We start from the raw sequence: 26,765 nt of genomic DNA on the forward strand, positions 1-26,765 counted from the left end.
TCCATTATGGAAAGCTTTTACTTGCCAAGTTGGAAAGTGTAGGCTAAGTTTTAGTTTCCATTGTGGAAAGTTAAGGAGAGCGAACAATGAAAAATACACAAAATAACATCACAGAAATAGATAAAGATGCAGCGAAACAAGCGCTTGCAAGCATTCAATCCACGCAGCAAGAAACCATTGAACATAGCCGCCCGCCAATGTGGCTAAGTGCCATTACAGGTTTGAGCTATGGCGCGATTGTCGCAGGGTATGGCTTAATGCGACACGAAAATCAATGGGCACTCATGATGATCGTCGGCGGGGCCGTATTTGCGTTCTCTGTCGTAATTTACTTATACCGCTGTCATTTATTAGGGATCAAGCCTGTCATACTGCCCCGCTCCAATGCCAGTAAAAAACTCAACATTTATAGCGCACTATTTTTTGCAGTAATGGTTGTTATAAGCCGCGAGCTTACGCTATTTACTGAGTTGAGTTTTATTCCTTGGGTATGCGGCCTAATGTGTGGTGGTGTGCTTGTTTGGTTACAACGAATGTATCCGACAGGTGAAGTTGTCAATGCGGAGCGCCCTAATGAGTGAACTAGATCCCATTATCCACGCGCCAAACCGCTTACAGATCTGCGCTATGCTGGCCACCAGCGCAGAGCTCGACTTTAAACTGATTAAATTACAGCTAGATGTCAGCGATTCCGTGTTATCAAAGCAGCTAAAAGTATTAGAAGAAGCTGAGTATATTGTGACTTCAAAACGCAGCAACCAAGGCCGCCCATGTACTTGGGTATCCCTCACAGAATATGGCAGAACGGCATTTAACACCCATGTCGCAGCATTAAAAAAAATCATAGCCTAGTCATCATTAAAAGCGCTGAGTAACTTTCAGCGCTTAATTAATCCAAAGTATAAGTACTTATAAATTAATATTTTTATTAAATGAGTTTTCTTCAAATAGACACGTGTTAAAAAAAGCCTAGCTGCTATGCTTAGTGTTCAGTAGTTGATTAGAGAGCCAACGTTTGATGTTGTTACGTTGTATTACTTGGATATTGTTGTTTGTTAGTCTCAATGCCCTCGCTGCATCATTCACCGAGGCTGAATTTGAAGAAATCAGAGCAGAAATACGCAGTGCATCTTCTCAATCCCCATTAGAAGCGATATCGACCACCGAGTACTTTTTATTTAAGTTTGATAAACAGCTGAGTACCAGACAAAAAATCCGTTTGTTATATGGTAAGGCTTGGTTTCAAATTCAAACTGATGACATGCACAGTGCAATATCGACTTTGTCACAGTGTAAAAAAATGAGTATTGAAGTCTCAGACCCCACCATTTTATACAGTTATTATAGCCTCACAGCAGGCGCATTAACTCGTATGGGGTTATATGAAAGGGCCCTTGAGAACTACCTAGAAAGCTACAAACTTGCGGCCTTAATGGACACTGAGCTATTTCTTCGACAAACCGAAAACAACATCGGTAATGTCTATTTAAAATTAAGTCGCTATGAAGATGCAAAGGCCTATTTTCAACGATTTTATCAAGACGCCAAACAAAGAGACCTCGCTCAACAAATGGCTGTTGGTTTGAACAATCTCGGAGAAGCGCATTTTGGCTTAGGCGAATATCAAACAGCATTGGCATTTCATAAGCAAAGCTTAAACCTTAGAGAGCAAAACGAGTTCACATACCATAGCTCTTGGTCTCACCATAATCTAGGTAAAACCTATATCGCGTTGGGTGAGCTTGAACTTGCAAAACAACACTTAGAACGCGCGACAAAAATACGCAAGAACAGCAATGCCATCGCTGATAGCATTGGGCCGCAAATAGACCTCATGAAGATTAAGCTTTCACAAAAAGCGTATCAAGGCACGGAAACACACTTAAAAGAAATCATCAAATTAAGTGACGAACACATCAGGCACAAAGAAAAGTCAGAAGCCTATCAGCTGCTCAAAATGTACTATCAACAAGTCAACGACTTACAAAGTGCACTCGACACATCCGCTTTGCTGATGCAAAGCAAACTCAAGTTTTTACAAGGACAGGCTGAAATAGGCGTTGCTTTTCATGCGACCCAAATGAACTTAGCCATAAAGGAACGTGATATTGCCAAACTGACTCAAGAAAATGCGATTCACCAGCTCAATACCCAAGCGGTTAAAACACAGTTAATCATCATGCTCATCGCCATGGTGATAATTATATTACTCACTGGCTATTTTGTACGGCGAATAAAAACAAAAAACCTCATCTTAATTGAAACGCTAGACAATTTGAAAGCGACCCAAAACCAATTACTAGAAGCCGAAAAAATGGCAGCAATGACAACTTTAGTATCAGGCATGGCTCATCAACTTAATACACCGTTAGGGCTTGTTGTCACGTCAGCCTCATGCCTTGAAGAAAAGCTAAAAGAAATACGTCAACTGCTGTCGGATCAAACGCTCAGTGCAACACAATTAAAAATCTTCTTAGAAGAAGCATCCGAAATGCTGGCTTTGACCGCTAACAATTCAGGGCGCGCTGCTGATATGATCGCTCGCTTTAAACAAATCGCAGCGAATTTAGATACCAGTGACGCTTCCAACTTTGAAGTATTTGGCTTTTTGACTCAAAGGTGCACACTCATTTCACAAAGCATCGAACCTGACATTGTTTTGACAGTTACTGGCGATACCGTTGATATTCACTCTCACCCAGAAACCTTGATAAAGGTCATTTCTCAGCTTGTAAACAATTCTTGTGCGCACGGTTTTATACAGCAATCATCTAAGTACATTGATATTAAGGTCAAGAATGATGGTAATTATGTGCTGATTACCTATCAAGACAATGGCATAGGTATTTCTGAGGACGATCAAAAGCATATGTTTGACCCCTTTTATACTAGCCAACTCAGCGAAGGAAATTTAGGGCTGGGTCTGAATATCGCTTATAACTCAGTTGTCCATGTTTTAAATGGCGAGATCCGCTATGAGCATCAGGCGAATGGTGCAAGGTTTATAATTAAAATCCCTAAAATGAAAGCAGCTAACATGGTGTGAACCGCCCAAATACTTAGGCGGTAGCATAAAGTGAGTAAGGTAATTACAAACCTCGAACGCGTTTAGCTTGCGTGGCTTTTGAATGCTTTAGCAATACACCCATTAGCTCTCTTGTTAAAAACCCAGATACGCCATTTCTTTTGCATTTTCAATCGCTTGAGCTAATACCCAATGCTCACGATTACTGTCTTCAACAGGCTGATGAAAAATGGCTTTTTAATCGCCGATTTCTGATATCTTAGAGAAGCGTTCTGCGACAAACTGATAAGTTGCTTATCTATTTGATTAATGCCACTTCTCAATTAAGCCAGTGCATTTGCGTAATCACCGTCATAGCCATGCTTGCTTGGTAGCTTAGTATAATTTTCAAAATCAACAGTCATGTTTTTACCCTACTTAGTGTTAACGGGTAATTTTTTGCTTAATTTCCGGCGCAATTTCAGCCATACAATGCTCAGCTACAGCTGCGATTGTCCAAGCTGGCGTACAAGCACCAGTGCTACCTGGGATGAGTGAACCATCAACCACGTACAACCCAGGAGTAACAGCGCCCCTAGCGTCTTTAAGTGCACCATAGTTATTACATGCTTTACCTAGCACACAGCCGCCTAATGGATGCGGAGTCATGCCATAAGTTACATCAAAATGTTCGTTTTCAACATTCGAGTTTGCAACCAATGTACGCTGCGTATTATTACTGCAATGTAGTGGACAGCAATACCCTTTAAAACGCGCCAGTTTGCGTTGGTCGTTTTCACTCAAGTTGGCAGTATTGGTTTCTTTCCAAGCATTTAATGCTGTATTGATCGAATCGCCCATACCCCCTTCATACTTACCATCAATCTCTAGTGTCTGTGGATATGATAAGCCAAACGTACCATCACACTGTTTTACAAACTGACCAGGGGCCGTATCTCGACAAACTCCCATCATGAGCGTATTTTGGATAGACACGGTTTCTTCATACCAAACTGGGTAAACCACCATCTTGGTAAATGGTGACGCGTGATTTTCTTCCAGATAGGCTTTAGGCTGCTGCCCTTTATCGCCAAATAAGAAATCACACTCAGCAGATCCCGGGCCACCATTCGCTAGACGTACACCTTTATTACAAAACTGTGAGGCAAATAAGTCGCCATTTTGTCCCCAAAAATTATCAACATAATGACTCAGTTTTGGCAAACCTGTATTAGTAACCTCTGTCAGACTCGGAGAGTGTAAAGGCTCAAGTAACACACAAGCGCGACTCGGTATGCCCATAACTTCGGTTGTAAAAAAATGATTAAACTGATGACTAGCATGACAGGGTTTATTATTTAAATAATCATAAAAATCCTAAATACCTCACACAAACATCGCCAAACACTCTCCAGAAAACAAGAGAATATTTAAATAATTAAATCAATTATCACCTATAAACCTTCAACAATCACCTAACATTTTTGAAGGTTCTTCAATCATATACACACGCGTTGGACAAAGCTATGTAAGCGGCAATCTTAGTAAACGCTATCCACTGCCATAAAAATATGGAAAGGTTAATTTAATTATAAAGATGACCATAAAACTTACGCCTCATTTCTTCACTTTCTTTCACTGAACTTCATCCACCCAGAAACACTATATATTATCATTTAATACAAAAAATATTAAGTCAAATTCCCTTATCCCACCCCTTCATAAACATCACCTTTTTCTGAGAAGATTGTTTTAAAACCCTAGTCAAGATGATAAGGTTAATTTAAAGTTACTCTCCTAAAACTATTAAAAATAAGTAAAACCCATTAAATAAACAAATCAACCACACCCCACCACATCTTAAAAAACACACAAATAAGAAACCGAAATTTAAAAAACAAAATTAAATATTTACAACCAATAAAATCTGATGTAATTTAATCTCAACGCATTAGGAGCGTTATATTAAAATTAAGGAAAAAAAATGAATCTAGCATTAAAAAAGAAAAAGCTTAAAAAGCTAAATGAAGACTTCTCTATAAACTCTCAACAAACCCCAAATATCGCAGGTGGTTCATCATATAGGTTATCAAGAAATGGTTACTCTTGCAGTGGTACCGGTGGTAACCCCAGTGATCAATGCCCAGTACCAATAGACCCTCATTAATATTGACCTAGCCCCATTGATAAAATGGGGCTTAAAGAACCATCGCACATTAATAACATCATAAAACATTAAAAAGCAAAACCAATTAACCCACCAAAAATATAAAAAACCAACCCACCATATAAACACCGTTAACCATCAAATTACTGAATTTATTATATTTATATTTTTACTTCTCAAATTGAGCTAAATCCTCAGTAATATCTGCGTCCATGTACGGGGTAAGTTCTGGCATACCGTCCATCGCTATAAATGAAGGTTAAAATCCAATCACTGTAAAATGGAAGCTAACCAACTTCATTAACACTCTAAATGTTAGTCACGGTAGTATCACCGCCCAAATTAAAATATATTTTATATAGCCCGAATTATAAACAATAAAAATACAAACAAATTTAACCTCTCCCCTAGCTCTATCTTTACGGCCTGCATCACCCCTTTAAAATACATTTTTAAGTTTATAACAATGCCATCTAATCCATAAAAAGATTTAAGAACACCCAAAATTCAAAATCCCTTATATGCCACCTTAAGTTCACAACCTTATTGAACAAAAAATTTTATCACCGAATCTTTATTATACATGTAATTATTAATTGAATTTAAACTCTTGAGATATCCACGTTTAGGTACTCCTACAAAAACGTTTCCTTGATGGTTTTTATTAAAAAGTAACTCAACTAAAAGTTTACCGAAATCCACTTCAGTTGATAAATTATTTTCTTTTTTCCAAAATCATGTATTCGATTAAACATCAAATTAAAAAACTCATCATAGGTACATCATTTAGAAGGTTTGGACTCTTCCAACGATGACAGCTAGCATCGAAGGCTAGCGAATAGATAATCTATCTCGAGGATAATTAATGATGAGGCTATATCTTATCTTGTAACTGTAGATTGTGATGTACAAGTTCTACAAAGTATGACATCAGCACTCATAAAATAGTAAGCCTTTAAAAGTACTAAGAAAAGTTAATATGCCAGGAAAGGCTATTAACTAAGAACAAGGTAGCTTTTTATGACTATTGATATAAGGAGGGTGCAATACAAAAGAGCCAGAATAAGAAAGCGCTAAAGGCACGTTATAAAAAGCAGATTGAGACACAATTTCATTTTTCAATCCTATCAATATCCGCTACAAAGTTGCGCCAAGTCCGACTCAATATTTCACTCAAAAGACTTAATTCATGCTGTTATGTCTACGCTTTGGCTAAACGTTGAAGGGATAAAAGTTTGACCATGCAATCCTTTTACAATTGCCAATCTGTCCTTCAAAAACGCAACCTGATCAAAGTCGCCGATCCCCTGATTAAACTCAATAGACTGTTCAATTTGACCGATATAGTCTGTTTTAACGTCCCCCATATCAGCCTGACGACCGTCAAGGTAAATACGCCCGCCGGGCAACACCATGGGAACGGGTAACTCCGCCACGCCAGTGCGAACTAATTCGTTATATTCATTAGGTGAGATATTGCGCATATCGATACGCTGCTCAGTTTTAATCACTTCATCACGACTAGCTTCTGTACCAACTACGCGAGTGTTGGCTTTTAGGTCTGATTTATTCTGAGCGGCGTAATGCTCATTTGCGGCATAACTTTGCCCCACTCCTTGGATATACATGTAATTCCTACATAGTCTATTAAATATACTTATTCAAAGCATAATTCAAGCCAATTATGACGTTAATATTTTACTCACCGGATGCAGATTTGAACTGTAAAATTAATTACAACTACTTTGACAATATAACGAATTCATACTCGCTATTGCCCTAGTATCACTAGATCTCACTTCCCTATATTATTATTCTGCTAAAAGACACAGTCCGAAATTACTACAATATAGTGCCAAATCAATATTGAGATTAAGTTTTCACCAACATTTTGACTCTTGCCACGTGTTATTAAATTCACATTAAAGTGATAACTGGGTGACTTTCAACTCTGTGGTAAAAATAAGAAAAATTTAGTAGAAATTTTTTCACATCAAAAAACACACAAATCATTTACATAAAAGATAATTGATGCTCAAATCGAAGTTTAAATTCAATGAAAAAGGAATATTTAATTATGAATAAATTTATTGGTCTTTGTTTGATCCCCTTGCTTAGTAGCGCTGCAGCCCAAGCAGTCAGTGCAAATGAAGTAAGTAGTACACAATTTAATTTGGCAGAATTAGTTTCAGAGTCATCTTCTAGGATATATCCGTTTATCCCTGGATATCACCCAACTTATTGGAACACTGGAGGCAACCACCAGCGTTACAATAACTGCTACAATTATGCAGCTAATCGTATCTCTCCAACAAATGCCAAATCTCAACCTGGCTATGCTAAGGGCCACCGAGGGTTCAATTCTGACAATGGGGCGAGTTGTGCGGGTGTCATCGCAGGTGCCAAAGCAGACGGTTTTAGGGAAGTACCTAGTTCATTATGGAATTACAAAAAATCTAACTTTAGCAATAGCTTGACTTTGAGTGCACTGGTATTAGCACCCCATTATGACTATCACTGGTATCGCCGAGATAGCAATCAAAGGTGGTCACATAAGCCAGGTTCAACAAATGCGACTAATTTAGACAATTCAAACAGAACAATTTATGATCCTCAACGTGCTGATCGCGGTGTTTACACCCAGTTTTGTGGTTATTTTGAAAACTACTCGTTTGTTCCTGCTGATTTTGTTGGCCCGTACATAGAACAAAATAAAGGAAATATTTATGTCACCGGTACATTTCAATCAGCAAACTCAAATATTGAGACAGAGATAGCGGAACAAGACAGTACAACTTCAACAGTCACGGTACTCAAGTATTCTGGACGTGAAAACCCTTCTCTGCCATTGGAAAAGTTAAGTGATTATTTGCAATATCGCATATCTGAAGTTGCCAAATTACAAGAAACTTCAATCCTGCGTAAAGAACTAGCGCAGCCTGGAGAAGACTTTGTGCCAAGTATACTGGGATATAAAGGTTTATTGATCAATGACACTAAAGGTGTGTACTTTAATCCCGGCGACCAAGTATTAATTAGTGAAGGAACGATTAAAGTATTAAGTACAAATAAAAATGAACTTGCCACATCAAAGTTATCTTCTCGCATCATTAAATCCTCTTTACTTGACTTATCTTTAGAGAAAGATTTAGTTGATTTCATCGAGACTGTTAAATAAATACTTAGGGCTTGGTTGGGTTGCACCTCCAAGCCTCGTATGAGAAATGGAAGAACATATACAATCCAATTAACGAGTAGTCAAAATGTACTACATATAATCTTCAGATATCAAACAAGGAGAGTAAGAATGACACGTAAATTGTTATCTATTATTGCTGGTTCAATGCTTGGGCTAGCCAGCTATGCGGCTCAAGCAGCGACTGTTAGCGCTTGGGGTGGAGCTGAGTACCTAAACTATGATACTGCCAGAGGCAGTGCCATACTCAACTTAAAGCGTCGCTACCCAAACGTTAGAAATGTACGTATCGCGCAATGCTTTAGAGTAACATACCCACCAGCTTACAAAGTAGGTGTAGTCACTTGTCAGGCCGTTGGCGAAGTATAACTTTTCAAAGTTTAAGTATTAGGGCTGAGGAAGCTCTCCCTAATACTCACAATACTTTATATTCCCTTACTCATTTAAAACCTTATACCAATATGTGGTTTTACTTTTCCCCTAGCTAGCTTATCTCTAGAGCACTGTGAACACTCATCAACAGCAAAGCAGCCAATGCAAATACCAACCAGAGTTTTTACTTACCCCAGCTAGCAATATATTTTAAAAGGAGGTTAGTTAACATATATACACTCAGTTTATATCATCTATTGTGTTTTACACTCAACTAATACAGCAGCTGATGATAGGTACGTTTAGTGTTTATAAGGGAATTAGTAAGCAGATACGCAATTTCTCCCCTTATCTTTAGAGTCATATAATGCAGCATCTGCCTGGTCAAATAGTTCGGTTAAACTTTGACCTGAGCTCTTCAGTTGAGTAACCCCAAAGCTTGCAGTGCAATTGATACAAACGCCACCATAACAAATCTGCTCTACTTCTATTTTTTTACGTATTAAATTCAACTTATCGATTGCTGAAGCTATATCTGTGCCTTGAAATATAATGGCAAATTCCTCACCGCCATATCGTCCAATGATATCGCTTTCTCGTGTAGTTTCTGCTAATAATTTTGCCACTATTTTCAACGCAGCATCTCCATGGCTATGACCATAATTATCATTTACTTTTTTAAAGTGATCTATGTCCATGAGTGCAACACAAAATTGCAACTTGTGTCGCTTAACCGCACACAGTGCCTTGGCACCCTCGATAAAAAGCTTTTTTCGATTGGCAATGCCAGTCAAACCATCTGTCATCGCCATCTTTTTCAGCTCGTTTTCAAATTTATAGCGATCATTATCAAATGTAACTGCAATTAAAATTAACACAAACATAGCCAGCAATTCATACAGTATTTGTAAAGCGCCTTTATGTGCACTCTGTAAAGTTATTATCGGCTCAATCGGCTGGTGATACTCAATAAAAAAGTAGCAACTACAGCAAAGAACGGACAAGAGTATTTTTGTGCTTCGCCGGCTTCCTTCAAGTAACAGCCATGGCATAGGTAAGAGGGTCAAAAAAGTATTTTGAATTCCAACCTCGTTTCCAATAACCCAATAAGCCTGAATAAAAATAAAACTTATAACGCTGAGAAAAAGTAGTAGCCCAGCGAAGTAGTGATGCTTGTAAAATTGTAAAGTCAGTGCCACGCAACAAGCGACTACCAACAGCATAATCATTAAAACGGCTGTAATAGATGTATAAAAGAAGACAAACAGACAGGCATCCAATACAACGATGGTACAAGACAAGAGCGCGAAAATGTTACACACTCGGATCTTATGCGCATAGACATCGTCTTTGTCGCAACCAATATTGATAAAATTGCTAAAAAGGAGGTTAAAATGTTCGATCATATGACAAACTTGCCGAGCAACACATTTTCAGTATAGAGCATTATGGTGAGCTTTCCCCCTCTCCTATTATCAATGCTAAACACATACCACTCGCGCTTTCTACCCGACCCCTCTGCCACACTTGAATAGCTACTTTAATGTGGCGGTTATGTAAAACAGTCAGTATGTGAGCAATTTTACAACTAGGATAGAAAATGCTTTATTGCATGTGGTTAATCATCAAAATGCAGCTGGTAGAGAATAAAATAACGATAACGAGGCAGTAAAAGCTGCCCCGAGAGATTTCCTTACCTTGACATAAATGGAGTGTTTATTTCTTACCTCAATATGACATTTGTCATAAAAATCAATGACAATGCTCACTAACCCCATTGCAAATATATTGCCACACTAACCTTACCAACAAGATGACAGAATGCCAGAGGATATATAGTTCAAGCACTTAATTGGGTCGAACTGCCAATGCCAGAAGACGCTGATAGAAGCAAACATACAGGCTCTTGCTGAGACAATAAAAAGTATGAAAAAGCAACCATGATGAGGGGATAGACTATGACTGAACACACTGCCATTACCGTAGAGGGGCTATGCCACAGCTACGGAGGTAAAACGGTGCTAAATGACCTTTCATTTACCTTAGACAAAGGCAAAGTGTATGGCATATTAGGCGCTAATGGTGCTGGTAAAACGACATTAATAAATCTTTTATTAGGCCGCTTAAAACCCACAGCAGGCAAGATAAGTATCTTAAATATGCAAGCTGGATCTGTGCAAGCAAAAGCGAGAGTAGGCGCCATGTTACAAGTAGGCAGCTTACCTGGTAATTTAACCGTAGAGGAGCAACTAACCCTATTTGCAAGCTATCATAGTGCCCCGTTGAAGATTACTAAAGCACTGCGTTTGTGTGACTTAAATCAGCATAGTGACAAAGCATTTAACCAATTGTCAGGCGGATTAAAGCAGCGACTGCTATTTGCTATCGCAATTATTGGCAATCCTGAAATTGTGTTTTTAGATGAGCCAAGCCTAGCGATGGATGTGAGTGCACGCAAACAGATGTGGCAAACTATTGGTGCACTTAAAGCTCAAGGAAAAACAGTGTTACTTACCACACATTATATGGAAGAAGCAGAAGCCTTAAGTGATGAGTTATTCATTCTAAATGAAGGCCATATTGTAGCGCATGGGAGTGCTGCTGAGCTTAGTCAAAGCATGCAGGTGAGTGAAGTAAGTTTTCGTTATAACGATAGTTTAGAGTCGTTACAAAAACACCTGTATAAGTGGCGTTGGCAGCTCGATAAGGGCATAGCTAAAACGTGCTGCCCGGCCCCTAATGAGTTATTAAAAGCCGCGTTTAATGCTGGTTTTGAATGTCAGCAACTGAGTGTTAAACCCAGTTCATTAGAGCAGGCGTTTATTACTTTAACAGAGCAGGAGCAAGCTGCATGACCAACTTATCCCTGTACAGCTTGCGTCAAGAAGCATGGTGTGACTTAAAAAGTGTATTTAGGAGTTTAGGGTTTGTGATCCCTGCCCTTGCTTTTCCGTGTGCGTTTTATTTATTTTTTGGTGTGGCGATGGGCGACCCCACAACAAGCAGCTACTTGTTGGTCAATTACATAATTTTTGGTGTGATGGGCCCAGCTTTATTTAATTTCGGTGTGAATGTTGCGACCGAGCGAGAAAATGGCCTTCTGACACTCAAGCAGTTATCGCCAATGCCTGCCAGCCAATATCTATTAGGCAAAACCTTTACCGCTATTGTGTTTTCGTCCCTGATATTTGTGTTGTTAAGCTGCTTAGCGGTGGTGCTTGCTGGTGTAAATATGGCTTTTGGGCAATGGATTCAGCTATATTTTTTGGCTGTTTTAAGCACAATTCCATTTTGCATGTTGGGACTGTGTATGGGGTTGAGCTTCTCTGCAAAAGCCGCTCCAGCGCTGGTGAATTTAGTTTATTTACCCATCTCAATGCTGTCAGGTTTGTGGTTACCGATCACCATGTTTCCTGAATTACTGCAGCTCGTTGCATGGTTGTTACCCAGTTATCACCTTTCACAATTGGGACTGAGTATTTTATCTTTACATCAAGGTTTTGATTTGAGCTGGCATTTGATTGGAGTAATAGCTTTCACCTTACCATGTGCTTGGTTAGCAGCCAAAAAATATAATCGTCTTCAGTAAGTCTGTTGTTGGTATCATACTTTCAATGCACCTTGTCATGAGCAGGGGGCACATAAATTTGTATTGAGATGACATATATGGGTGGCCTTGTTGATCAAATAGGCCTTTACTGACAGCCTTGTTATTTTTACCTATATTCAGGCATACCTAGCCTGTTCATCGTGTTGATCACCTTGGCTTTAATCATTACTTCTGTGTGTTGGCTGTTGAAGGTGCGGCTTGTTAATTTGTCACCCGTAAGCTGTTTAAAACGATAAACGCCTGTTTCAGCCAGCGAACGCTCATGATAGCCTGACTTTTCCTTCCAGTGTTTTAAACCAAATTGATGCATTAATATTATGGCGCTGTTTCTCGGATGACCTTTCTCCCAATATTGGGCATTTTCTCTTGGGGGAATACGAGCTACGGCACCTTTGGCTGCAATTTCATCATAGCAATCACGCGTATCATAAGCACCATCACCTGTTACTCTGTCAACATTTCTCCGAAGTGACCGTAGTAAATCACCTAACACTTCACCATCCGATACATTCACCATTGATAGCTCTGCACTGACAATGTCATGACTGGCTGCATCTATAGCCAAATGCAACTTACGCCAAGTCCGACGCTTGCTGGCTCGGTGTTTTCGGGTATGCCATTCGCCATTACCATAAACTTTTAGGCCAGTGCTATCGACAACAATATCAATAAATCCCTGCGTGGTTGGCTTGGTTCGATATTGAACATCTAGTGTCTTTCCTCGCTTGCACAAACAGCTGTAACCAGGGGAGTGAATAGGTGCATCCATTAAATTGAGGAGTGAATTAACGAACCCTTCAAGTGCTCGAAGTGGCAAATTAAAGACAGACCGAAGTGTCAGGCAAGTTTCAATTGCCAAGTCAGTATATTTATTTGAACGACCACGCCCACCGTGTTTTTCTGCGGTTTGCCATTGTTGAATAGCGTCGTCGCTGAGCCAAATAGCAATATTGCCACGCTGTATCAACGCTCGGTTATAGGCAGACCAGTTCTTAATTTTCTTTGTCATGGTGGCTTGAGTTGCGTTATGTTTTTTGATCTGATCACGCAAAAGGTCAGAAGTTCAAATATTTAGGAAACAAGGCCGTTTCATATTGATCCCTCATCTAGTTTTTATGGATGCCATGACTTCTGGCATTAAATGTACCCAGTAATACAAAACCACAATAATGAACAAAATTCAACCAGCCCGGTATTGTGTCAGTTTGACAAAAGATATGAAAAGAGAAATAAAGGCAGCGATAGCTGCCTTTGGGGTATAAATTTAGATAGGACGTAACTGCTTCAAACGGACAGCCGAAAAGAATGCCAATGCAAAAATGACTAAGGCACTGATCAATATTTGCCAAATATTGATTTCTTTATTAAGTGGCTTGGCTTCAAACAATGGGAAGTTTTCAACATCATTTTTAGTGACTGGTTTGTCAAAAAACATAAAGTCATAGAAGAAATGACGGATCTGTTGATGATATTCAGCCACCTGCAAACGATAATCAGCTTGATCAGCGCTGCTAGTATTTGCGAGCTGATTTAATTTAAGCTGGAAGAACAAGGCCGGTGACAACGCACTCAATGTTTGTAGTGTTTGCTGGCGCGCTTGATTATTGTCGCGATACTGTTGCCATAACTGAGCGACCTCAACATCACTCAAATGCTGCTGTGCATAATACCATTTCCAATCAAATGCTTCGCCAAGTGGCGCGGTATCTTGCCAATTAGGCTCATACTGTAAAAACGTGTCTAAAGTTTGCTGCTTATCTTTATCCCAACCATCATTTAGCGTGACACGCTGTGTCAGACTCATTTCAAGGGGAGCATCAGTCTTGTACTGGTTAGACAAATATAAGTGCACAGCGCTTGGTACTAACATGGCAAAAACCACCCAACTACTTAGATAAGCCAAGCTGTTAAACACACTCGTTTTACCAAAACTCATGATCAAGGTAGCAATGGCAAACCAAAACACCATGTATAAGGTGCTTGCCAGTAGCACAGTCCAAAAAATGCCATCAAATGGCAATGATAAGAGCATCGCCGCACTAACCAATAATAAGATCACCAATAACCAGATCACAGCAAAGCGCAGCGCCAGCTGCTTTGCAACCTGACTAAATGCACTTTTTGGCAGTGCATTTAACATTCGCCAGCGCCCTGCATGTTGCTCATCAGAAATCAAAGTAACGGTTAAGATACCTATAACAAGGGGCAACAGATACACTAAGACAAAGCCAAGATCTAACCCCCCTGTTCGCTGCTGCGCAGGGTTGACTATTTCTCGATTAAATATTTGGCTTTGCAATGCAGTAGCACGCACTTTAGAGGCAACCATAGATGAATGACTTTCACCGACAAACAACGCAGCCCACGGACTGAGTTTCCACTCTGTTGGTGCGCTGGCATAATAAGCCAAAGAACCTGGAGCTGGCAGAGTCTCCCTTTTATTAACGTGTTCACGCTCTTTTTGAAACACGATTTTAGATTTGTACTGATCAATACGCAGCGTTTTATACCCTTGCGCACCTTGATAAATTGCAAATACACCCGCTATCACAAAAAGTAGCAATACAAGTTTATTGATAGCCCCTGAGAACAGTCGCTTACACTCAAGTTTAAACAGCAGCATAAACTCTCCTTTGCATCCCTTTAGAATTTAATGAACCAAACATCACTAAAACTACCAATAAAGGCAGCAACCAAGCCAAAGAAAACGGGCTCAATGACCAACCAAGCACAGGTGATTTATAAGTAAAGGCTTCAAACTCCTGCCAGTACGATTTATCGATGCGCTGATCTCTGTCATTGTGATGATCAATTTCTTCTGTATGCAACTTATTGAGTTTTTGAATACGCGCATAACGGTGCGCTTCTGCTTGTTGCTCAAAATCTAAAAAATGCCTCGTATCTGTACGCGTGAGCGCCATTGAAAAATCTCGTACGAACAAATAAGGATTCAACCAATAAAACTGGCTAACAAAACGCTGCTGCGCTGAGAATTGCTCAAGCTGTTTTTCGTAATGCTTTTTATATATCTCAGCATTAAGCTTTTCGCCCTCTTGCATTACCAACCCTTTGTAATTGACTGGCAGCTCCTCGACCGTGCTCACGCCATATTTTTTCAATGTGTCTTCACGGAACTTATTAAAGTAAGGATCGTTCGGATTGTGACTGTCCCCGACTTTACGGTTATCCAGTTTAATGGCTAATTCAAAGTCATTGCGCTTTTGATGAGGGTACTGATTATGTGCAATTTCAGCCAGCATACGCGGCATCAAAATAGTCAAAATAAACCAAATCGACGTTAATAATACCAAAGCTTGCTTCGGCGCTTTCACTAAACTAGAAACAAACAACGTTAAGCCAATCCAAAATAAGCAATAAAGCACATAAACGGTGAATAGCAACAATAGTCGAAGTGGCGCTTCAGATGAAAATGCTGCACCTGTACTTGCTGCCAATACCAACGCCAAAATAAAAACAGGCAAAATAAAGATCACGGACAAGAATAGATAGCTTAAGCTTTTTCCCGTGACTAAATCTCGAAATGACACGCCCATAGACATAAGTTGGCGTAAAGTCCCGCTTTTTTGCTCACCACTGATGCTTGCAAAGCCAAGCGCAATAATGAGTAACGGCCAAATCGTTAATAAGATATTGGCACTGCTTAACTCTGAAAATCGCAGTAAGGTCCCGCCATCTTGATCATTGGCAAAATTAGCACTGTTTTGCTTATGCGCTTCTAAGAAAATGCTGTTGCCAACCCAAGAATTTACCCCTAAATCAAAAAAGCTCAATGCACTGGGCGTACGAAAAGCAAAGTGACCAAAGTGCGCCACTCGATGTGGATGTCTATCAGGTTGCGCTTCCCACTGCTGCTCAACAAGTGATTGGGCTTTTGCCTGCGTTTGCGCGTTATGTTGATACTGCTGCCAACCTGTGAATAACGCGATTGCCAGCAACAATTGGATCATGATGAAGATCAACCACAAGCTAGGGCTTTTACGCTTACTGGCTAATTCGTGGCGAAATATCTTCATTACTCTGTGATTTATCATGTAATTATATTTCCTGTATGAACACAGTAGTGTTTAACCTACTATCACGACGACTGCTTAGCTTGCTTCGCGGATAACACTTTTTCCTGAAATCAACTCATGGTAAGTATTTTCAAGTGTCTGCAATGGCAGTTGCTTGTTATCAAGCAAGGTCAGCAATGTGCCTTTGTCCATGATCCCAATTTTGTCAGCTAACGTGTGCGCACAATAAAAGTCATGCGTTACCATCAAAATCGCAGCGCCTTTTTTCGCAAGCTGCTCGATGATGCGGATAAATTCTAAGGTCGCACTTGGATCAAGGCCTGATGTCGGCTCATCCAATAAAAGTACCTTTGCTTGTCGAATGATCGCAAAGGCAATGCCGACTTTTTGCCTCATGCCTTTCGAGTAATTTTTTAAAGATTGTGAGCGCGCACTTGGCTCCAACCCTGTCTCGTCCAAAGCAGCATTGATTTGCGCCTCAGTCACAGATAAATCGGATAAACTCGCCAAATACTTAAGATTATCAATGGCATTAAACTCTTGATATAAATTGACCTGCTCAGGTAAGTACACAAGCTTTTCTTTTGAGCCTTTGCTGCTGTGTACATCCACACCATCAATCAAAGCTTGCCCACTATCTGGCTGTAAGAAATTCAGAAAAATATTCAGCGTGGTACTTTTCCCTGCACCATTTGCACCTAACAGGCACATGATTTGGCCTTCTTCAACACTAAAGCTAAGGTCGTTAATTACCTGCTTATCTGAAAAGGATTTTTTTAAATTTTTGGCTTCTAACACAAAACACTCCTTATACTAAAAAATTCCGCCAAAGCGATAACCGCCCATAATTAAGGCATTTCTCATCGCTCGAGCGGAACTTAAAATAGACGACTACGTCAATATTGCTTAGTTATAACATAACATTTGTTGATTAAATAGAAACATTTATCATTTAGCCTGTCGGCACTAAGAAACTAGCCGTGCCTGTAAATGCGCCACCTTCAACATGGATCTGTGCATTTTTGTAGTACACCAGATCTTTTGAAAGGTGTTTTTTGCAGTGTTTTGGGAAAAAACCTTCAAAACGGACTTCTTCTGTGGTGTTAATTGTGCGTTTAAATTTAATATCTAAACCTCGTATATACACTTCACCAGCTTTTTCACTAAGCTGATTGTCCCAGCAACCGTATATAATCCCTAGCTGAGAAATCCAAATCATCGCGCTTTGCGCACTGAAATGAAATTGACCGTCTCCTGGCATCTGAAAGTGCTCGACATTAATTCTACCGTCGATATAACCCGGCTCTAACGACACCGAGCTAAACGACATGCGTTCTTCACGCCAACCATTTTCTAAATAGTCTGACATATAAGCACGTTGCTGCTGTGGGGTGAGATGAATCATTTAAAGTTCCTTACTTATTGGGTAGATGTGCTGGTTGCGTTGCTTTGCGATTCTTGGGTTACAGAAGCGCTCAACACTGTGTTCAGTATTGCCGTAATTAGGCCAATTAGGATTAGGCAATACCATGCTAGATGTTCACTGATATTGGATAAATCAAACGCGACGCCGACCACGCTGCTGCCTGCAATTAAGCCGACTCCCGCGAATAAATAGAAAAAACCGTAGTGCGTAGCGACTGACTTGTCTTTTGCCAATTCAGAGATCTCGCTCATAATAAACGGGAAGCTCACCATGGTACCTAGGGTAAAAATCACAGCTAACACACTCAGTGGCAGGTAATACAACACCCCATGTTCATATGGCCAAGCGGGGATGAGCGTTGCAAAAGACAGACCCATCAATGCGATACCGATACTTATCCACTGCTTTGGTGATAACCAACGTTCGCATAGTTTGGTGACAGGAAATTGTAAAAAAATCGAGATCAATGCACATAGGGTCAATACCCAAGCGACATCTTTCGCACTACCTTGTTGGTCAACAATATGCATGGGGATTGCGAATGAGATCTGGTTGATAAGCATAAAATACCCTGCCATTACCGCAGAGAACTTTAAAAATGCACGATTACCCAATACACCAGCTACCATTGCTTTCACGCCACCATTTTGAGAGGTCGCAGAGGACTTATCATCATTGCCGCTTTTATCTTGCTTTTGACGCTCAGGGATCAACACAGTGAATACCAGTGCAAACAATGCAAAAGGTAATGCAGAGACAATGCATAACATATCAAAGCTAATGTTGAGTAGAAGCACACCGCAAACTGGGCCAAGAAGCTCGCCACCGTTTCGCGCAACCCCCACTAAAGAGAACATTTGCGCGCGGCTGAGCACTTGTTGCTTTGAAAAATAAGCCTGTGCCGCTGGTGTAAATAGCGCACCAGCAAAGCCCGTTAAAAATGCAGCAAGAAACAATAACGCGGTTATGTCTGAGAATAAAAACAGACAAAAGCCAACTGCACGTAACAAGCAACCAATAACAATCAGCTTCTTTTCACCAAATAGATCTGCAAGCAATCCACCAACTAGGAATAAGCCCTGCTGGCAAAATGAACGCACACCTAAGACAACCCCCACCAAGGTGGCACTGAGTAACAAATCTTGCTTCAAATATCCCGCCAAAAACGGGATCAGCATGTAAAACCCAAGGTTAAACACAAAGGCAGCAACCAGCATCCACCGATACTCAGCCGAAAGCCGCAAGTAAGAACTAAAAATTGACATAAGTTACTCTGGCTTTTGCGCAATTAAAATTGAGTGGAAATTATCTGCATAGGTTTGGATTTTCAGTTTGAGCTGAAATGGGGCAAGACCTTGCTCATCAATGCTTGGATATAACAAGGTGCGTAAATTATAAGCCGTACGAACAACCAGCTGTGCACCCGGCTTCATCTGTGCATACAAGTGCGCAATGATTTTCTCTTTCAAAGACTCATCACCAACTAAGGCCGCAAGCCAAATCACGTCATATTGGTCAAGATTGCCTTGCTCACAAATATCATTGTGGATAAATTTCATGTGGTGCTTTTGTGACAGTGCATCGCATACCTGCTGACCCAATAATAGATCTGGGCCATTGATATCAAGGTTATCAACACTCAAGCCACTTTGATGTAATGCCAGTGTTGTCAATGGCAATGCGCCCGAGCCAACCATTAATACATTCTTGACCGGCGTCGCTGCCAATGAGTGGATCGCGTTTACCTCCAGCCCTGTGGCACGTTGGTAATGTTTGTAATACGGATATTCGTTGCTCAAAGTCAACTTTGGATCTGAGCTTTGAACGATACGCTCTGCCCAATGTCGCTCATATAAACTCGATGCCTGACTGAACAGCTGCTGGATCCCAGGTTTTATTGCTTGGATCTCTTGTTGTGCCAAAACATTATCTGCAAAGTCACTGCCATGCTCATTAGAAAGCAAGTCCAAAAACTGATGAAACGTCGTCATATTGTCTGGGGTGATCTCAAGTGCGGACATTGACTTGATATGTTGGAATCCATCCACGATTTTAGTTGCGTGAACGAGTGCTTGATTTGAAATATTCATAACGAAGAATTTACTATATTGTCCCTGTTTTATGTTATAACATAACTTACAAGTAACCTTGATGTAAACCAATTAAGATGAATAAATTCATTCTTCTTAATAACTTACATTTCACGTAAACATAAAATTTACGATTAAAATAAATACAGACAGAGTCTTTTTTCATGGGAATAAATAAAAATAAGTCTTATTATCATACACATGCAGGGCGATTACTGGTCTTGCTTGCTGTATTAATTTTAGGCGGTTCAGCGTGCGCAGCGCTCCTTATATTTGGAAAAAAAGAAGTTGCAGTATCCCCGCGCATAGACACTCGCCCAACAGTGGTAACACAGCCTTTAACTATTGTTGATTATCGGACAAAGCTTTCGCTTTCTGGTGTATTGCAACCGAGCGAAAAAACCGACATTGCGTTTGAACTCAGTGGCAAAATCGTGTGGTTAAATAACAAGTTCATTGAGGGCGGGATCGTCAAAAAGGGCGAGGTTTTAGCTTCACTTGACCCATTTGATTACGAGACTGAAGTAAAAGACAAACAAGCAAATCTAGCACTTGCACAAGCAACTCTGTCTGAAGAACTGGCTAAAGCAGCGGTCGCTAAAAAAGAGTGGGCACATAACCCCAATAGCACCGAGCTTGCACTGAGAAAGCCCCAAGTAGCGAGCGCCAAAGCACGCTTAAAAGCTGCGCAAGCAAGCTTAGAGAAAGCCAATAAAAACCTATTAAGAACAAAATACTATGCACCATATGATGCACTTGTAACCAACCGAAATACAGGGCTTGGGCAAGTCGTGTCTAAAGCGCAAGCGCTGGGCCAGCTGGTGAATTTAAGTTATGGCGAAATGCATGTACCCATTGCTGGATTTGACCGTCCATTTTTACCGACATTGCCGATCACAGACGTTCAAATAAGCACCGGCAGCATTGAAAGAAACGGCGTTTTAACACGCCATACGGGCCGCTTTAATGAGAAAACACGCATGGCATACTATGTAATAAGAATTGACGACCCCTACGCATTACATAGCGATAATACCCCCTTGTATTTTGGTCAATTTTTACAAGCCAATGTCAATGGAATAACGCTTAAAAACGTCCTCAAAATACCGCAAGCACAGCTTAAAAATAAGGCGGTATGGTTACTAGATGAGAGTCAAACTCTGACCAAGTATTCTGCGCCTGTACTTCGCCAAGAACAGGACTTTGCACTGATAGCCGCCCCCAAACAGCGACGCTATCAGCTTGTGACACGGCTCCCTGAATATCCACAGCATGGCATGCAAGTAAAACAACAAACCGCTAACGTGCGATTGGCAGACAAAGGAGATAACCAATGAGTCAGCGTCCGGGTTTGATAGGTTACTTTGTTAATCACCCTGTTGCCGCTAACTTAATGTTATTACTGATTGTTTGCATGGGAATACTCGGCTACAACAGTATTCAACGGCAAACCTTTCCTATATCAGATAGCAATAAGGTGACTATTAGAGCATTACAACTTGGTGCATCCGCTAAAGAGATCGAAGAAAATATTTTGATAAAAATCGAGCAGGCCTTAAAACCTCAAGTGGGGATAAAGCGCATTATCAGCACCGCTTCTCCTTCAGGTGGCCATATCGAAGTTCAGCTCCATAACAACGAAATCGTTGCCTCACGACTAGATGAGATCAAGCTAAAGCTCGACAGCATCGCAACTTTTCCAAACGATATGGAACCCTTGTTGGTATATGAAAATGTGCAAAGGCAGCGCGCATTTAGCGTCGTCGTATCGGGCTTGGATGATCCCGTGTCATTAAGGCGACTGGGAGATGAAATGAGAGACGAATTATTACAATTGAAAGGGATCTCTCATGTCGACCTATCTGCGATGCCTGACTATGAAGTCGCCATAGAAATCGCACCTGATAAACTAAGAGAGTACAACCTAACCCTTGCACAAGTTGTAACAGCACTGCGCGCTCAATCCAATAACCTCTCAGCAGGACAAATTAAAACTGCCAGCGGTAACATCTACCTTAGAATGCAATCCCGCCAATACACTGGACTGGGGATAGCAGAAGTGCCGATTTTAACCGGCTTGCTAGGTGAAAAGATTTACCTAAAGGACATTGCTATTATCAAAGACGGCTTTAAAGAGTCACTCAATCAGGGACGATTTAACGGTAAGCGCGCCCTGTATATTATGGTATTAGCGGATAAAGAGCAGTCACTTACACAAGTTGTGGACACCGTAAAGCCATACATTGAGCGCAAACGCCAAACATTGCCAAGCGAAGTAGAGATTTACGAATTTGTCGACGTCACCTACTACCTAGATGGTCGATTAAATATGATGTTAAGCAACCTAGCTCAGGGTGCCCTACTTGTCTTTATCGTACTCGCAGTGTTTTTACGCACCCGACTGGCCATTTGGGTCATGTTAGGCTTACCCGTTGCCATGCTCGGCGCCTTTTGGTTTATGCCTGTACTCGGTGTCACCATGAATTTAGTTTCATTATTTGCCTTCATCATGGTGCTCGGCATTGTGGTAGACGACGCCATCGTCATCGGTGAAAGCGTATGTGAGCAAATAGAAAAGCATGGACACTCTAATCAGCAAATCATTCTCGGTACGCAAAAAGTCGCCATGCCTGCCACATTTGGTGTGTTAACAACCATCGCTGTATTTATGCCCTTTATGTTCAGCACAGGTCCCAACTCAGGCCAATTTATTGCCATTGCTGGCGTATGCATCTTATGTTTATTTTTTAGCCTTATCGAGTCAAAACTGATTTTACCTGCTCACCTCGCTTCTACTCCTATGCCTAAGCTGTCTAGCACACACTGGCGTTCGCGCTTTAATAATCACTTTCAACAAGGGTTAAACAAAAGGTATGTGCCGCTGCTTAAACTAAGCATCAACCATCGCTATGCGGTGATCATAGGCTTTGTCTTGATGCTAGTTTTTTCAGTGAGCTTGCTTATCAGTGGCCAAGTTCGCTTTACGCCCGTCCCTAAAGTGCCGCATGACTATCCGTCGATCAACATTCAAATGAATAATAACGTCTCAGAGGCGCAAACACTGGAAGCGGTAAGGCAAATTGAAAGCTTGATTCAACGAGTGGAGCAAGAAATACAAGCTGAAACAGGCAAAATCATGGTCGATGCCATGTATACACGCGTTGATCATCTAACTGAAGCTGAAGTTGTCACGCCTTTAGTCGCCGAAGCTGACAGACCTTTTGATACCTTTGAATTAGCAAGGCGCTGGCGAGAAGCCCTGCCCACTATACCTGGAGTTAAAAAGTTCACTATTGAATCAGATGTCATTGATATTGCTGAAAAAGGAGACTTACAGTACCAACTGTTTGCACACGATATCGCAACTTTACAACTGGCAAGTAAGGACTTCATCGACAAACTAAATAGTGTCGACGGCGTACACAGTGTCTTTTCTTCATTTGATAGCGCACAAACTGAATATCAAGTGCAGCTCAAGCCATTGGCACACCAATTACAAATCACCGCAAGTGATGTAACCACGCAACTTGCAGCCCGATATTTTGGTATAGAGATGCAGCGTGTAATGCGTGAAGGGCAGGAAGTGATCTTTATGGTCAAAGGCGTACATGCTGATCGTGAAAAAGTTAGTGAGATAAATAAGACGCTCATTACATTGTCCAATGGCGAACAGGTATTTTTTGGTGATATTGCCACAACCGTCGAAGTACCTGGGATATCGGTGATCACTCGTGAGCAAGGCCATCAAGTTATCACTATCAGTGCCAATGTCGACGAGCAAGTATCAGCCATCAATGACGTGGCTAAATTAATCGAAGAGACTCTTCTGCCTCAGCTTAAAGTAAAACATCCTGAGCTTATGACACAGCTCGGCGGTGCTTTATTAGAGCAGCGCAAAGAGCAAAGCCAAATGGTCAACTTCGCCATTGTCGGACTTTTAGTTGTCTATGTATTACTCGCACTGCCGCTGCAAAGTTATGCCCAACCTGTTATCGTGATGTCGGTTATCCCCTTTGCCTTAGTCGGTGCGCTATGGGGCCATTTCATTTTAGGCTACAGCCTAAGTATGATGTCTATTTTTGGCATCATCGCCGCAGCGGGTGTTGTGATCAATGACTCACTGGTCATGACGCATGTGATAAATAAAAGCCGAATTCTCGGTCAAGATATTAAAGACGCGGTCATCAATGCGGGTGTGTCCCGTTTTAGAGCCATATTTTTAACATCTTTGACCACGTTTTTGGGCTTAGTTCCTATCATGTTTGAATCGAGCTTACAGGCGCAATTTGTTATTCCAACCGCTATTTCTCTAAGCTTCTCGGTGCTCTTCGCCACATTTGTTACCCTGATAATGGTACCTTGCTTATATGTCGTACTAGAGGACATCAAAGGTTTCTTCAGTAACATACAAAGACGCTTGATATCACAACAAGCATAAAAAAATGCCTTGGTAGGGAGACTTACCAAGGCATTTTGTTAAGACTTATAAGTCTCTGTCGTTATTCCTAAAACTGATAAGACGTAGACAGTAATACTTTACGAGGCTCACCAGGCTGTACCCAGAATTGCGTATAAGAGTTTGTAAAGTGTTTGCGATCAAATGCATTGTGAACTTGTGCTTTCACTGACCACTGAGCATTAATGTCATAATTAGCGAACAAGTTAGCAGTGACAAAAGATGGTAAATAGAAGTCCTCACCACGTTGGCCCAAACGTTCATCAACATACTGAAGACCACCACCGACAGTAAGTGCATTGCCACTCACTACATAGTCTTGACTGACTTGTAAGCTTGCTGAGTGCTCAGGAATGTTTAGCAGATCATCGCCTTTTTCAATTGCTACAAAAATAGCGGTATCAATGTAATCCTCTTCCACCTGTGCATCTAGGTACGAATATGAGAATCTTACTTCAATGTCCGCAGGTAATTGACCTGCAATATCAAGCTCGTAACCTGCACTGCTCGCTTTACCAATGGCGCTTTGACCACCATTAACAGGATCTACAACAACGATATTTTTCTGTTCACTATCAAAATAAGCTGCTGTAATCTCGAGATTATTATCAAATAAAGAGAACTTAGTACCAAACTCGATTGAGTCTGTTTCGTTAAGATCAAATGCATTACCTTTTATGTCGGCACCAAGGTTCATACGATACCCTTCGCCGTAAGTAGAATAGACAGACCAGTTATCAGCAACTTGATACACGACACCTAATTGCGGGCTAAAACGTGTTTCAGATTGATCCGTGTCACGTTGTTTGACTTTGTCTTCTAAAGTTTGCTTCATTGAATCAAAACGACCGCCAATACGCACTTGCAATGCGTCGGTCAATTCAATTTGGTTTTGGAAATACAAACCTGTAGACCACTGATTTTGTTGACGAACAACAGCAGGTAAACGCGTACCTGGGGTTACTTGGCCATAAACAGGGTTATGTACGTTAATTGCATATAGATCCTGATCCGAAACAGTCGGTGATACTGGCGCACCTCTGGCAACTAAGTAGGCTCTATCATACTCAAACCTATCATAGTCAATACCTGCAATAATATTATGTTTGATTGAACCAGTTTCTACCTGTCCTGCTACTTCAAAGCGCACAACATACTGGTCTGTATCATAATGACGCTCACGGTGCTGTCTAGATAAGGTTTGGCCATCAAAGTAAAATTTCTGATGTGATGGTAAAAGTTCTATGTCGCTTGAGAAACTGTCTAGTTCAGTTTGGCGATACGCAGCAGCAGAGCTCAGATCCCATGTATCATTTAGCTCATAGTTCCATTGTAATTGATGGCCAAGCACGTTGGTTGTTGTAGGTCCATCATTCGGCTCACCTAAAAAGCGCTCTATTGGCATGAAATCAAAATTTCCCCCAACGGCAATAATACCGCGGTCAAATGGAATTTCATGTTCAGCATATTCTAAATCATACAAGATACGTGACTGATCGCTTTGCTTGAAAACAAGTGATGCCATTAACCCATGCTTTTGTGTTTCTATGGTGTCACGAAAGCTGTCTTCCTCTTGATAAAACCCAATAAAGCGACCTGCCAGATCATCACTAATCACTGTATTCACGTCGGCCTCAAAACGGCGATGTGAGCGGTTACCAGCGGTAAGTTGCACCGAGCTTGCATTATCAAAAGAGGCTTTTTTAGTTACCAGATTAATTGAACCGCCCGGCTCACCACGACCATAAAGTGCAGCCTTTGGCCCTTTTAATACTTCAACACGCTCAATACCAGATACATCACGTGGTCCAGAAAAGCCGCGACCTGCATTAAATCCATTTACCAAGTATCCACTTGGCATATCTTCATCACCGAAGAATCCGCGAATAGCATAGCTATCCCAAAGGCCACCTAGGCTATTCTGGCGGCTCACAGAAGCTGACATATCAAGCACATCTGTCAGATCTGTTAATCCTGTATTTTCAAGCAGCTGAGCATCAAATTCAAAAGTCGACTCTGGCGTTTCAAGGTGAGAGAACTCACCACGATAAGCTTGACGCTCACCTTGGACCTCAATTGTTTCGATGCTGTTTTGGGCTTGTGCAGAGAAAATAGCAGCAAGAGAGAGAGTAAGTACGCTTAAACGGCAAGCATAGTTAAGGGGTTTCATTACAAATCCTTTATTTGATATGTTATAACGTTTTTAGATACTTTAACATGTGTCAAAGCCAGTGTTAAGAGCTATTCGCAACAACTCATCATGAATCTTACATTTGTAACCTTCTGATTTACCTGCTTAACTAATTTAATAAAATATAAAAACAGAGTTATTATCAATAAAAATCATAATCACTTTAATCTTGTTTGAATAATTTCACTTAAATAAATTAGTTATTTAAATTAAAGATCG

General features: G+C 40.8%; 21 protein-coding genes. 10 read left to right on the forward strand and 11 right to left on the reverse strand.

Annotated elements, in window-relative coordinates; translation table 11 throughout:
* The first annotated feature begins 86 nt into the window (after window positions 1-86).
* The 3 genes from AC2CZC_RS20530 to AC2CZC_RS20540 all read left to right on the forward strand — a co-directional run bounded on the left by AC2CZC_RS20530 (window position 87) and on the right by AC2CZC_RS20540 (window position 3,046).
* Window positions 87-581, forward strand: coding sequence for a hypothetical protein (locus AC2CZC_RS20530; protein ID WP_484583212.1), 495 nt, complete (start codon window positions 87-89; stop codon window positions 579-581).
* Window positions 574-852, forward strand: a complete 279-nt coding sequence (locus tag AC2CZC_RS20535) for a transcriptional regulator (RefSeq protein WP_484583213.1) — start codon at window positions 574-576, stop codon at window positions 850-852. Before AC2CZC_RS20530 ends, AC2CZC_RS20535 begins: the two co-directional genes overlap by 8 nt.
* A gap of 166 nt (window positions 853-1,018) precedes the next feature.
* Window positions 1,019-3,046 carry a tetratricopeptide repeat-containing sensor histidine kinase gene (locus tag AC2CZC_RS20540; RefSeq protein WP_484584911.1) on the forward strand — a complete coding sequence of 676 codons (2,028 nt, stop codon included), beginning with the start codon at window positions 1,019-1,021 and terminating at the stop codon, window positions 3,044-3,046.
* 402 nt (window positions 3,047-3,448) lie between these two features.
* On the opposite strand, the gene AC2CZC_RS20545 is transcribed toward AC2CZC_RS20540, so the two are convergent.
* A complete protein-coding gene (locus AC2CZC_RS20545) occupies window positions 3,449-4,306 on the reverse strand; it encodes a GMC oxidoreductase (protein WP_484583214.1) in 858 nt (285 codons plus the stop codon).
* A 682-nt stretch (window positions 4,307-4,988) separates the two neighbouring features.
* On the opposite strand from AC2CZC_RS20545, the gene AC2CZC_RS20550 reads away from it, so the two are divergent.
* Window positions 4,989-5,171, forward strand: a complete 183-nt coding sequence (locus AC2CZC_RS20550) for a hypothetical protein (RefSeq protein WP_484583215.1) — start codon at window positions 4,989-4,991, stop codon at window positions 5,169-5,171.
* Window positions 5,172-6,358: 1,187 nt separating this feature from the next.
* Here the strand turns inward: AC2CZC_RS20550 and AC2CZC_RS20555 are convergent.
* Window positions 6,359-6,799, reverse strand: a complete 441-nt coding sequence (locus tag AC2CZC_RS20555; protein WP_484583216.1) for a hypothetical protein — start codon at window positions 6,797-6,799, stop codon at window positions 6,359-6,361.
* A 449-nt stretch (window positions 6,800-7,248) separates the two neighbouring features.
* Here AC2CZC_RS20555 and AC2CZC_RS20560 point away from each other — a divergent pair, with 449 nt between their 5' ends.
* Window positions 7,249-8,349, forward strand: a complete 1,101-nt coding sequence (locus AC2CZC_RS20560; RefSeq protein ID WP_484583217.1) for a hypothetical protein — start codon at window positions 7,249-7,251, stop codon at window positions 8,347-8,349.
* A 129-nt stretch (window positions 8,350-8,478) separates the two neighbouring features.
* Window positions 8,479-8,736, forward strand: coding sequence for a hypothetical protein (locus AC2CZC_RS20565; protein WP_484583218.1), 258 nt, complete (start codon window positions 8,479-8,481; stop codon window positions 8,734-8,736).
* A 323-nt stretch (window positions 8,737-9,059) separates the two neighbouring features.
* Here AC2CZC_RS20565 and AC2CZC_RS20570 read toward each other — a convergent pair whose 3' ends face one another.
* Window positions 9,060-10,145, reverse strand: a complete 1,086-nt coding sequence (locus AC2CZC_RS20570; protein ID WP_484583219.1) for a GGDEF domain-containing protein — start codon at window positions 10,143-10,145, stop codon at window positions 9,060-9,062.
* Between the two features lie 552 nt (window positions 10,146-10,697).
* Between AC2CZC_RS20570 and AC2CZC_RS20575 the strand changes: the two genes are divergently transcribed.
* A complete protein-coding gene (locus tag AC2CZC_RS20575) occupies window positions 10,698-11,594 on the forward strand; it encodes an ABC transporter ATP-binding protein (RefSeq protein ID WP_484583220.1) in 897 nt (298 codons plus the stop codon).
* Window positions 11,591-12,328 carry an ABC transporter permease gene (locus AC2CZC_RS20580; protein ID WP_484583221.1) on the forward strand — a complete coding sequence of 246 codons (738 nt, stop codon included), beginning with the start codon at window positions 11,591-11,593 and terminating at the stop codon, window positions 12,326-12,328. Before AC2CZC_RS20575 ends, AC2CZC_RS20580 begins: the two co-directional genes overlap by 4 nt.
* 127 nt (window positions 12,329-12,455) lie before the next feature.
* Here AC2CZC_RS20580 and AC2CZC_RS20585 read toward each other — a convergent pair whose 3' ends face one another.
* From AC2CZC_RS20585 to AC2CZC_RS20615, 7 genes are all read right to left on the reverse strand, one after another.
* The gene (locus AC2CZC_RS20585) at window positions 12,456-13,358 is read right to left on the reverse strand and encodes an IS5 family transposase (RefSeq protein WP_484582065.1); all 903 of its coding nucleotides are present in this window, start codon (window positions 13,356-13,358) and stop codon (window positions 12,456-12,458) included.
* A gap of 255 nt (window positions 13,359-13,613) precedes the next feature.
* Window positions 13,614-14,972, reverse strand: a complete 1,359-nt coding sequence (locus AC2CZC_RS20590; protein WP_484583222.1) for a DUF3526 domain-containing protein — start codon at window positions 14,970-14,972, stop codon at window positions 13,614-13,616.
* Window positions 14,959-16,401, reverse strand: coding sequence for an ABC transporter permease (locus AC2CZC_RS20595; protein WP_211036842.1), 1,443 nt, complete (start codon window positions 16,399-16,401; stop codon window positions 14,959-14,961). Before AC2CZC_RS20595 ends, AC2CZC_RS20590 begins: the two co-directional genes overlap by 14 nt.
* 57 nt (window positions 16,402-16,458) lie before the next feature.
* Window positions 16,459-17,181: an ABC transporter ATP-binding protein gene (locus AC2CZC_RS20600; protein ID WP_211036841.1), complete on the reverse strand. Its 723-nt coding sequence runs from the start codon at window positions 17,179-17,181 to the stop codon at window positions 16,459-16,461.
* 154 nt (window positions 17,182-17,335) lie between these two features.
* Window positions 17,336-17,788, reverse strand: a complete 453-nt coding sequence (locus AC2CZC_RS20605; RefSeq protein ID WP_063363560.1) for a hypothetical protein — start codon at window positions 17,786-17,788, stop codon at window positions 17,336-17,338.
* 14 nt (window positions 17,789-17,802) lie between these two features.
* Window positions 17,803-19,074 (reverse strand): MDR family MFS transporter, encoded by a 1,272-nt coding sequence (locus AC2CZC_RS20610; RefSeq protein WP_247686941.1) that lies wholly within the window; start codon window positions 19,072-19,074, stop codon window positions 17,803-17,805.
* A 3-nt stretch (window positions 19,075-19,077) separates the two neighbouring features.
* Window positions 19,078-19,899: a nicotianamine synthase family protein gene (locus AC2CZC_RS20615; RefSeq protein WP_211036840.1), complete on the reverse strand. Its 822-nt coding sequence runs from the start codon at window positions 19,897-19,899 to the stop codon at window positions 19,078-19,080.
* Between the two features lie 164 nt (window positions 19,900-20,063).
* Here AC2CZC_RS20615 and AC2CZC_RS20620 point away from each other — a divergent pair, with 164 nt between their 5' ends.
* Window positions 20,064-21,236: an efflux RND transporter periplasmic adaptor subunit gene (locus AC2CZC_RS20620; protein WP_484583223.1), complete on the forward strand. Its 1,173-nt coding sequence runs from the start codon at window positions 20,064-20,066 to the stop codon at window positions 21,234-21,236.
* Complete coding sequence (locus AC2CZC_RS20625) at window positions 21,233-24,337, forward strand: efflux RND transporter permease subunit (RefSeq protein WP_484583224.1); 3,105 nt, start codon at window positions 21,233-21,235, stop codon at window positions 24,335-24,337. Before AC2CZC_RS20620 ends, AC2CZC_RS20625 begins: the two co-directional genes overlap by 4 nt.
* Before the next feature lie 67 nt (window positions 24,338-24,404).
* Here AC2CZC_RS20625 and AC2CZC_RS20630 read toward each other — a convergent pair whose 3' ends face one another.
* The gene (locus AC2CZC_RS20630; protein ID WP_484583225.1) at window positions 24,405-26,525 is read right to left on the reverse strand and encodes a TonB-dependent siderophore receptor; all 2,121 of its coding nucleotides are present in this window, start codon (window positions 26,523-26,525) and stop codon (window positions 24,405-24,407) included.
* Window positions 26,526-26,765 lie beyond the last annotated feature (240 nt).

The sequence above is a fragment of the Pseudoalteromonas sp. MMG033 genome, assembly GCF_057197785.1.

Bases quoted from the DNA above. Each gene is read 5' to 3' on its own strand.
- AC2CZC_RS20530 (WP_484583212.1), top strand. From the start codon at position 87: ATGAAAAATACACAAAATAACATCACAGAAATAGATAAAGATGCAGCG.
- AC2CZC_RS20535 (WP_484583213.1), top strand. From the start codon at position 574: ATGAGTGAACTAGATCCCATTATCCACGCGCCAAACCGCTTACAGATC.
- AC2CZC_RS20540 (WP_484584911.1), top strand. From the start codon at position 1,019: ATGTTGTTACGTTGTATTACTTGGATATTGTTGTTTGTTAGTCTCAAT.
- AC2CZC_RS20545 (WP_484583214.1), bottom strand. From the start codon at position 4,306: ATGGGCATACCGAGTCGCGCTTGTGTGTTACTTGAGCCTTTACACTCT.
- AC2CZC_RS20550 (WP_484583215.1), top strand. From the start codon at position 4,989: ATGAATCTAGCATTAAAAAAGAAAAAGCTTAAAAAGCTAAATGAAGAC.
- AC2CZC_RS20555 (WP_484583216.1), bottom strand. From the start codon at position 6,799: ATGTATATCCAAGGAGTGGGGCAAAGTTATGCCGCAAATGAGCATTAC.
- AC2CZC_RS20560 (WP_484583217.1), top strand. From the start codon at position 7,249: ATGAATAAATTTATTGGTCTTTGTTTGATCCCCTTGCTTAGTAGCGCT.
- AC2CZC_RS20565 (WP_484583218.1), top strand. From the start codon at position 8,479: ATGACACGTAAATTGTTATCTATTATTGCTGGTTCAATGCTTGGGCTA.
- AC2CZC_RS20570 (WP_484583219.1), bottom strand. From the start codon at position 10,145: ATGATCGAACATTTTAACCTCCTTTTTAGCAATTTTATCAATATTGGT.
- AC2CZC_RS20575 (WP_484583220.1), top strand. From the start codon at position 10,698: ATGACTGAACACACTGCCATTACCGTAGAGGGGCTATGCCACAGCTAC.
- AC2CZC_RS20580 (WP_484583221.1), top strand. From the start codon at position 11,591: ATGACCAACTTATCCCTGTACAGCTTGCGTCAAGAAGCATGGTGTGAC.
- AC2CZC_RS20585 (WP_484582065.1), bottom strand. From the start codon at position 13,358: ATGACAAAGAAAATTAAGAACTGGTCTGCCTATAACCGAGCGTTGATA.
- AC2CZC_RS20590 (WP_484583222.1), bottom strand. From the start codon at position 14,972: ATGCTGCTGTTTAAACTTGAGTGTAAGCGACTGTTCTCAGGGGCTATC.
- AC2CZC_RS20595 (WP_211036842.1), bottom strand. From the start codon at position 16,401: ATGATAAATCACAGAGTAATGAAGATATTTCGCCACGAATTAGCCAGT.
- AC2CZC_RS20605 (WP_063363560.1), bottom strand. From the start codon at position 17,788: ATGATTCATCTCACCCCACAGCAGCAACGTGCTTATATGTCAGACTAT.
- AC2CZC_RS20610 (WP_247686941.1), bottom strand. From the start codon at position 19,074: ATGTCAATTTTTAGTTCTTACTTGCGGCTTTCGGCTGAGTATCGGTGG.
- AC2CZC_RS20615 (WP_211036840.1), bottom strand. From the start codon at position 19,899: ATGAATATTTCAAATCAAGCACTCGTTCACGCAACTAAAATCGTGGAT.
- AC2CZC_RS20620 (WP_484583223.1), top strand. From the start codon at position 20,064: ATGGGAATAAATAAAAATAAGTCTTATTATCATACACATGCAGGGCGA.
- AC2CZC_RS20625 (WP_484583224.1), top strand. From the start codon at position 21,233: ATGAGTCAGCGTCCGGGTTTGATAGGTTACTTTGTTAATCACCCTGTT.
- AC2CZC_RS20630 (WP_484583225.1), bottom strand. From the start codon at position 26,525: ATGAAACCCCTTAACTATGCTTGCCGTTTAAGCGTACTTACTCTCTCT.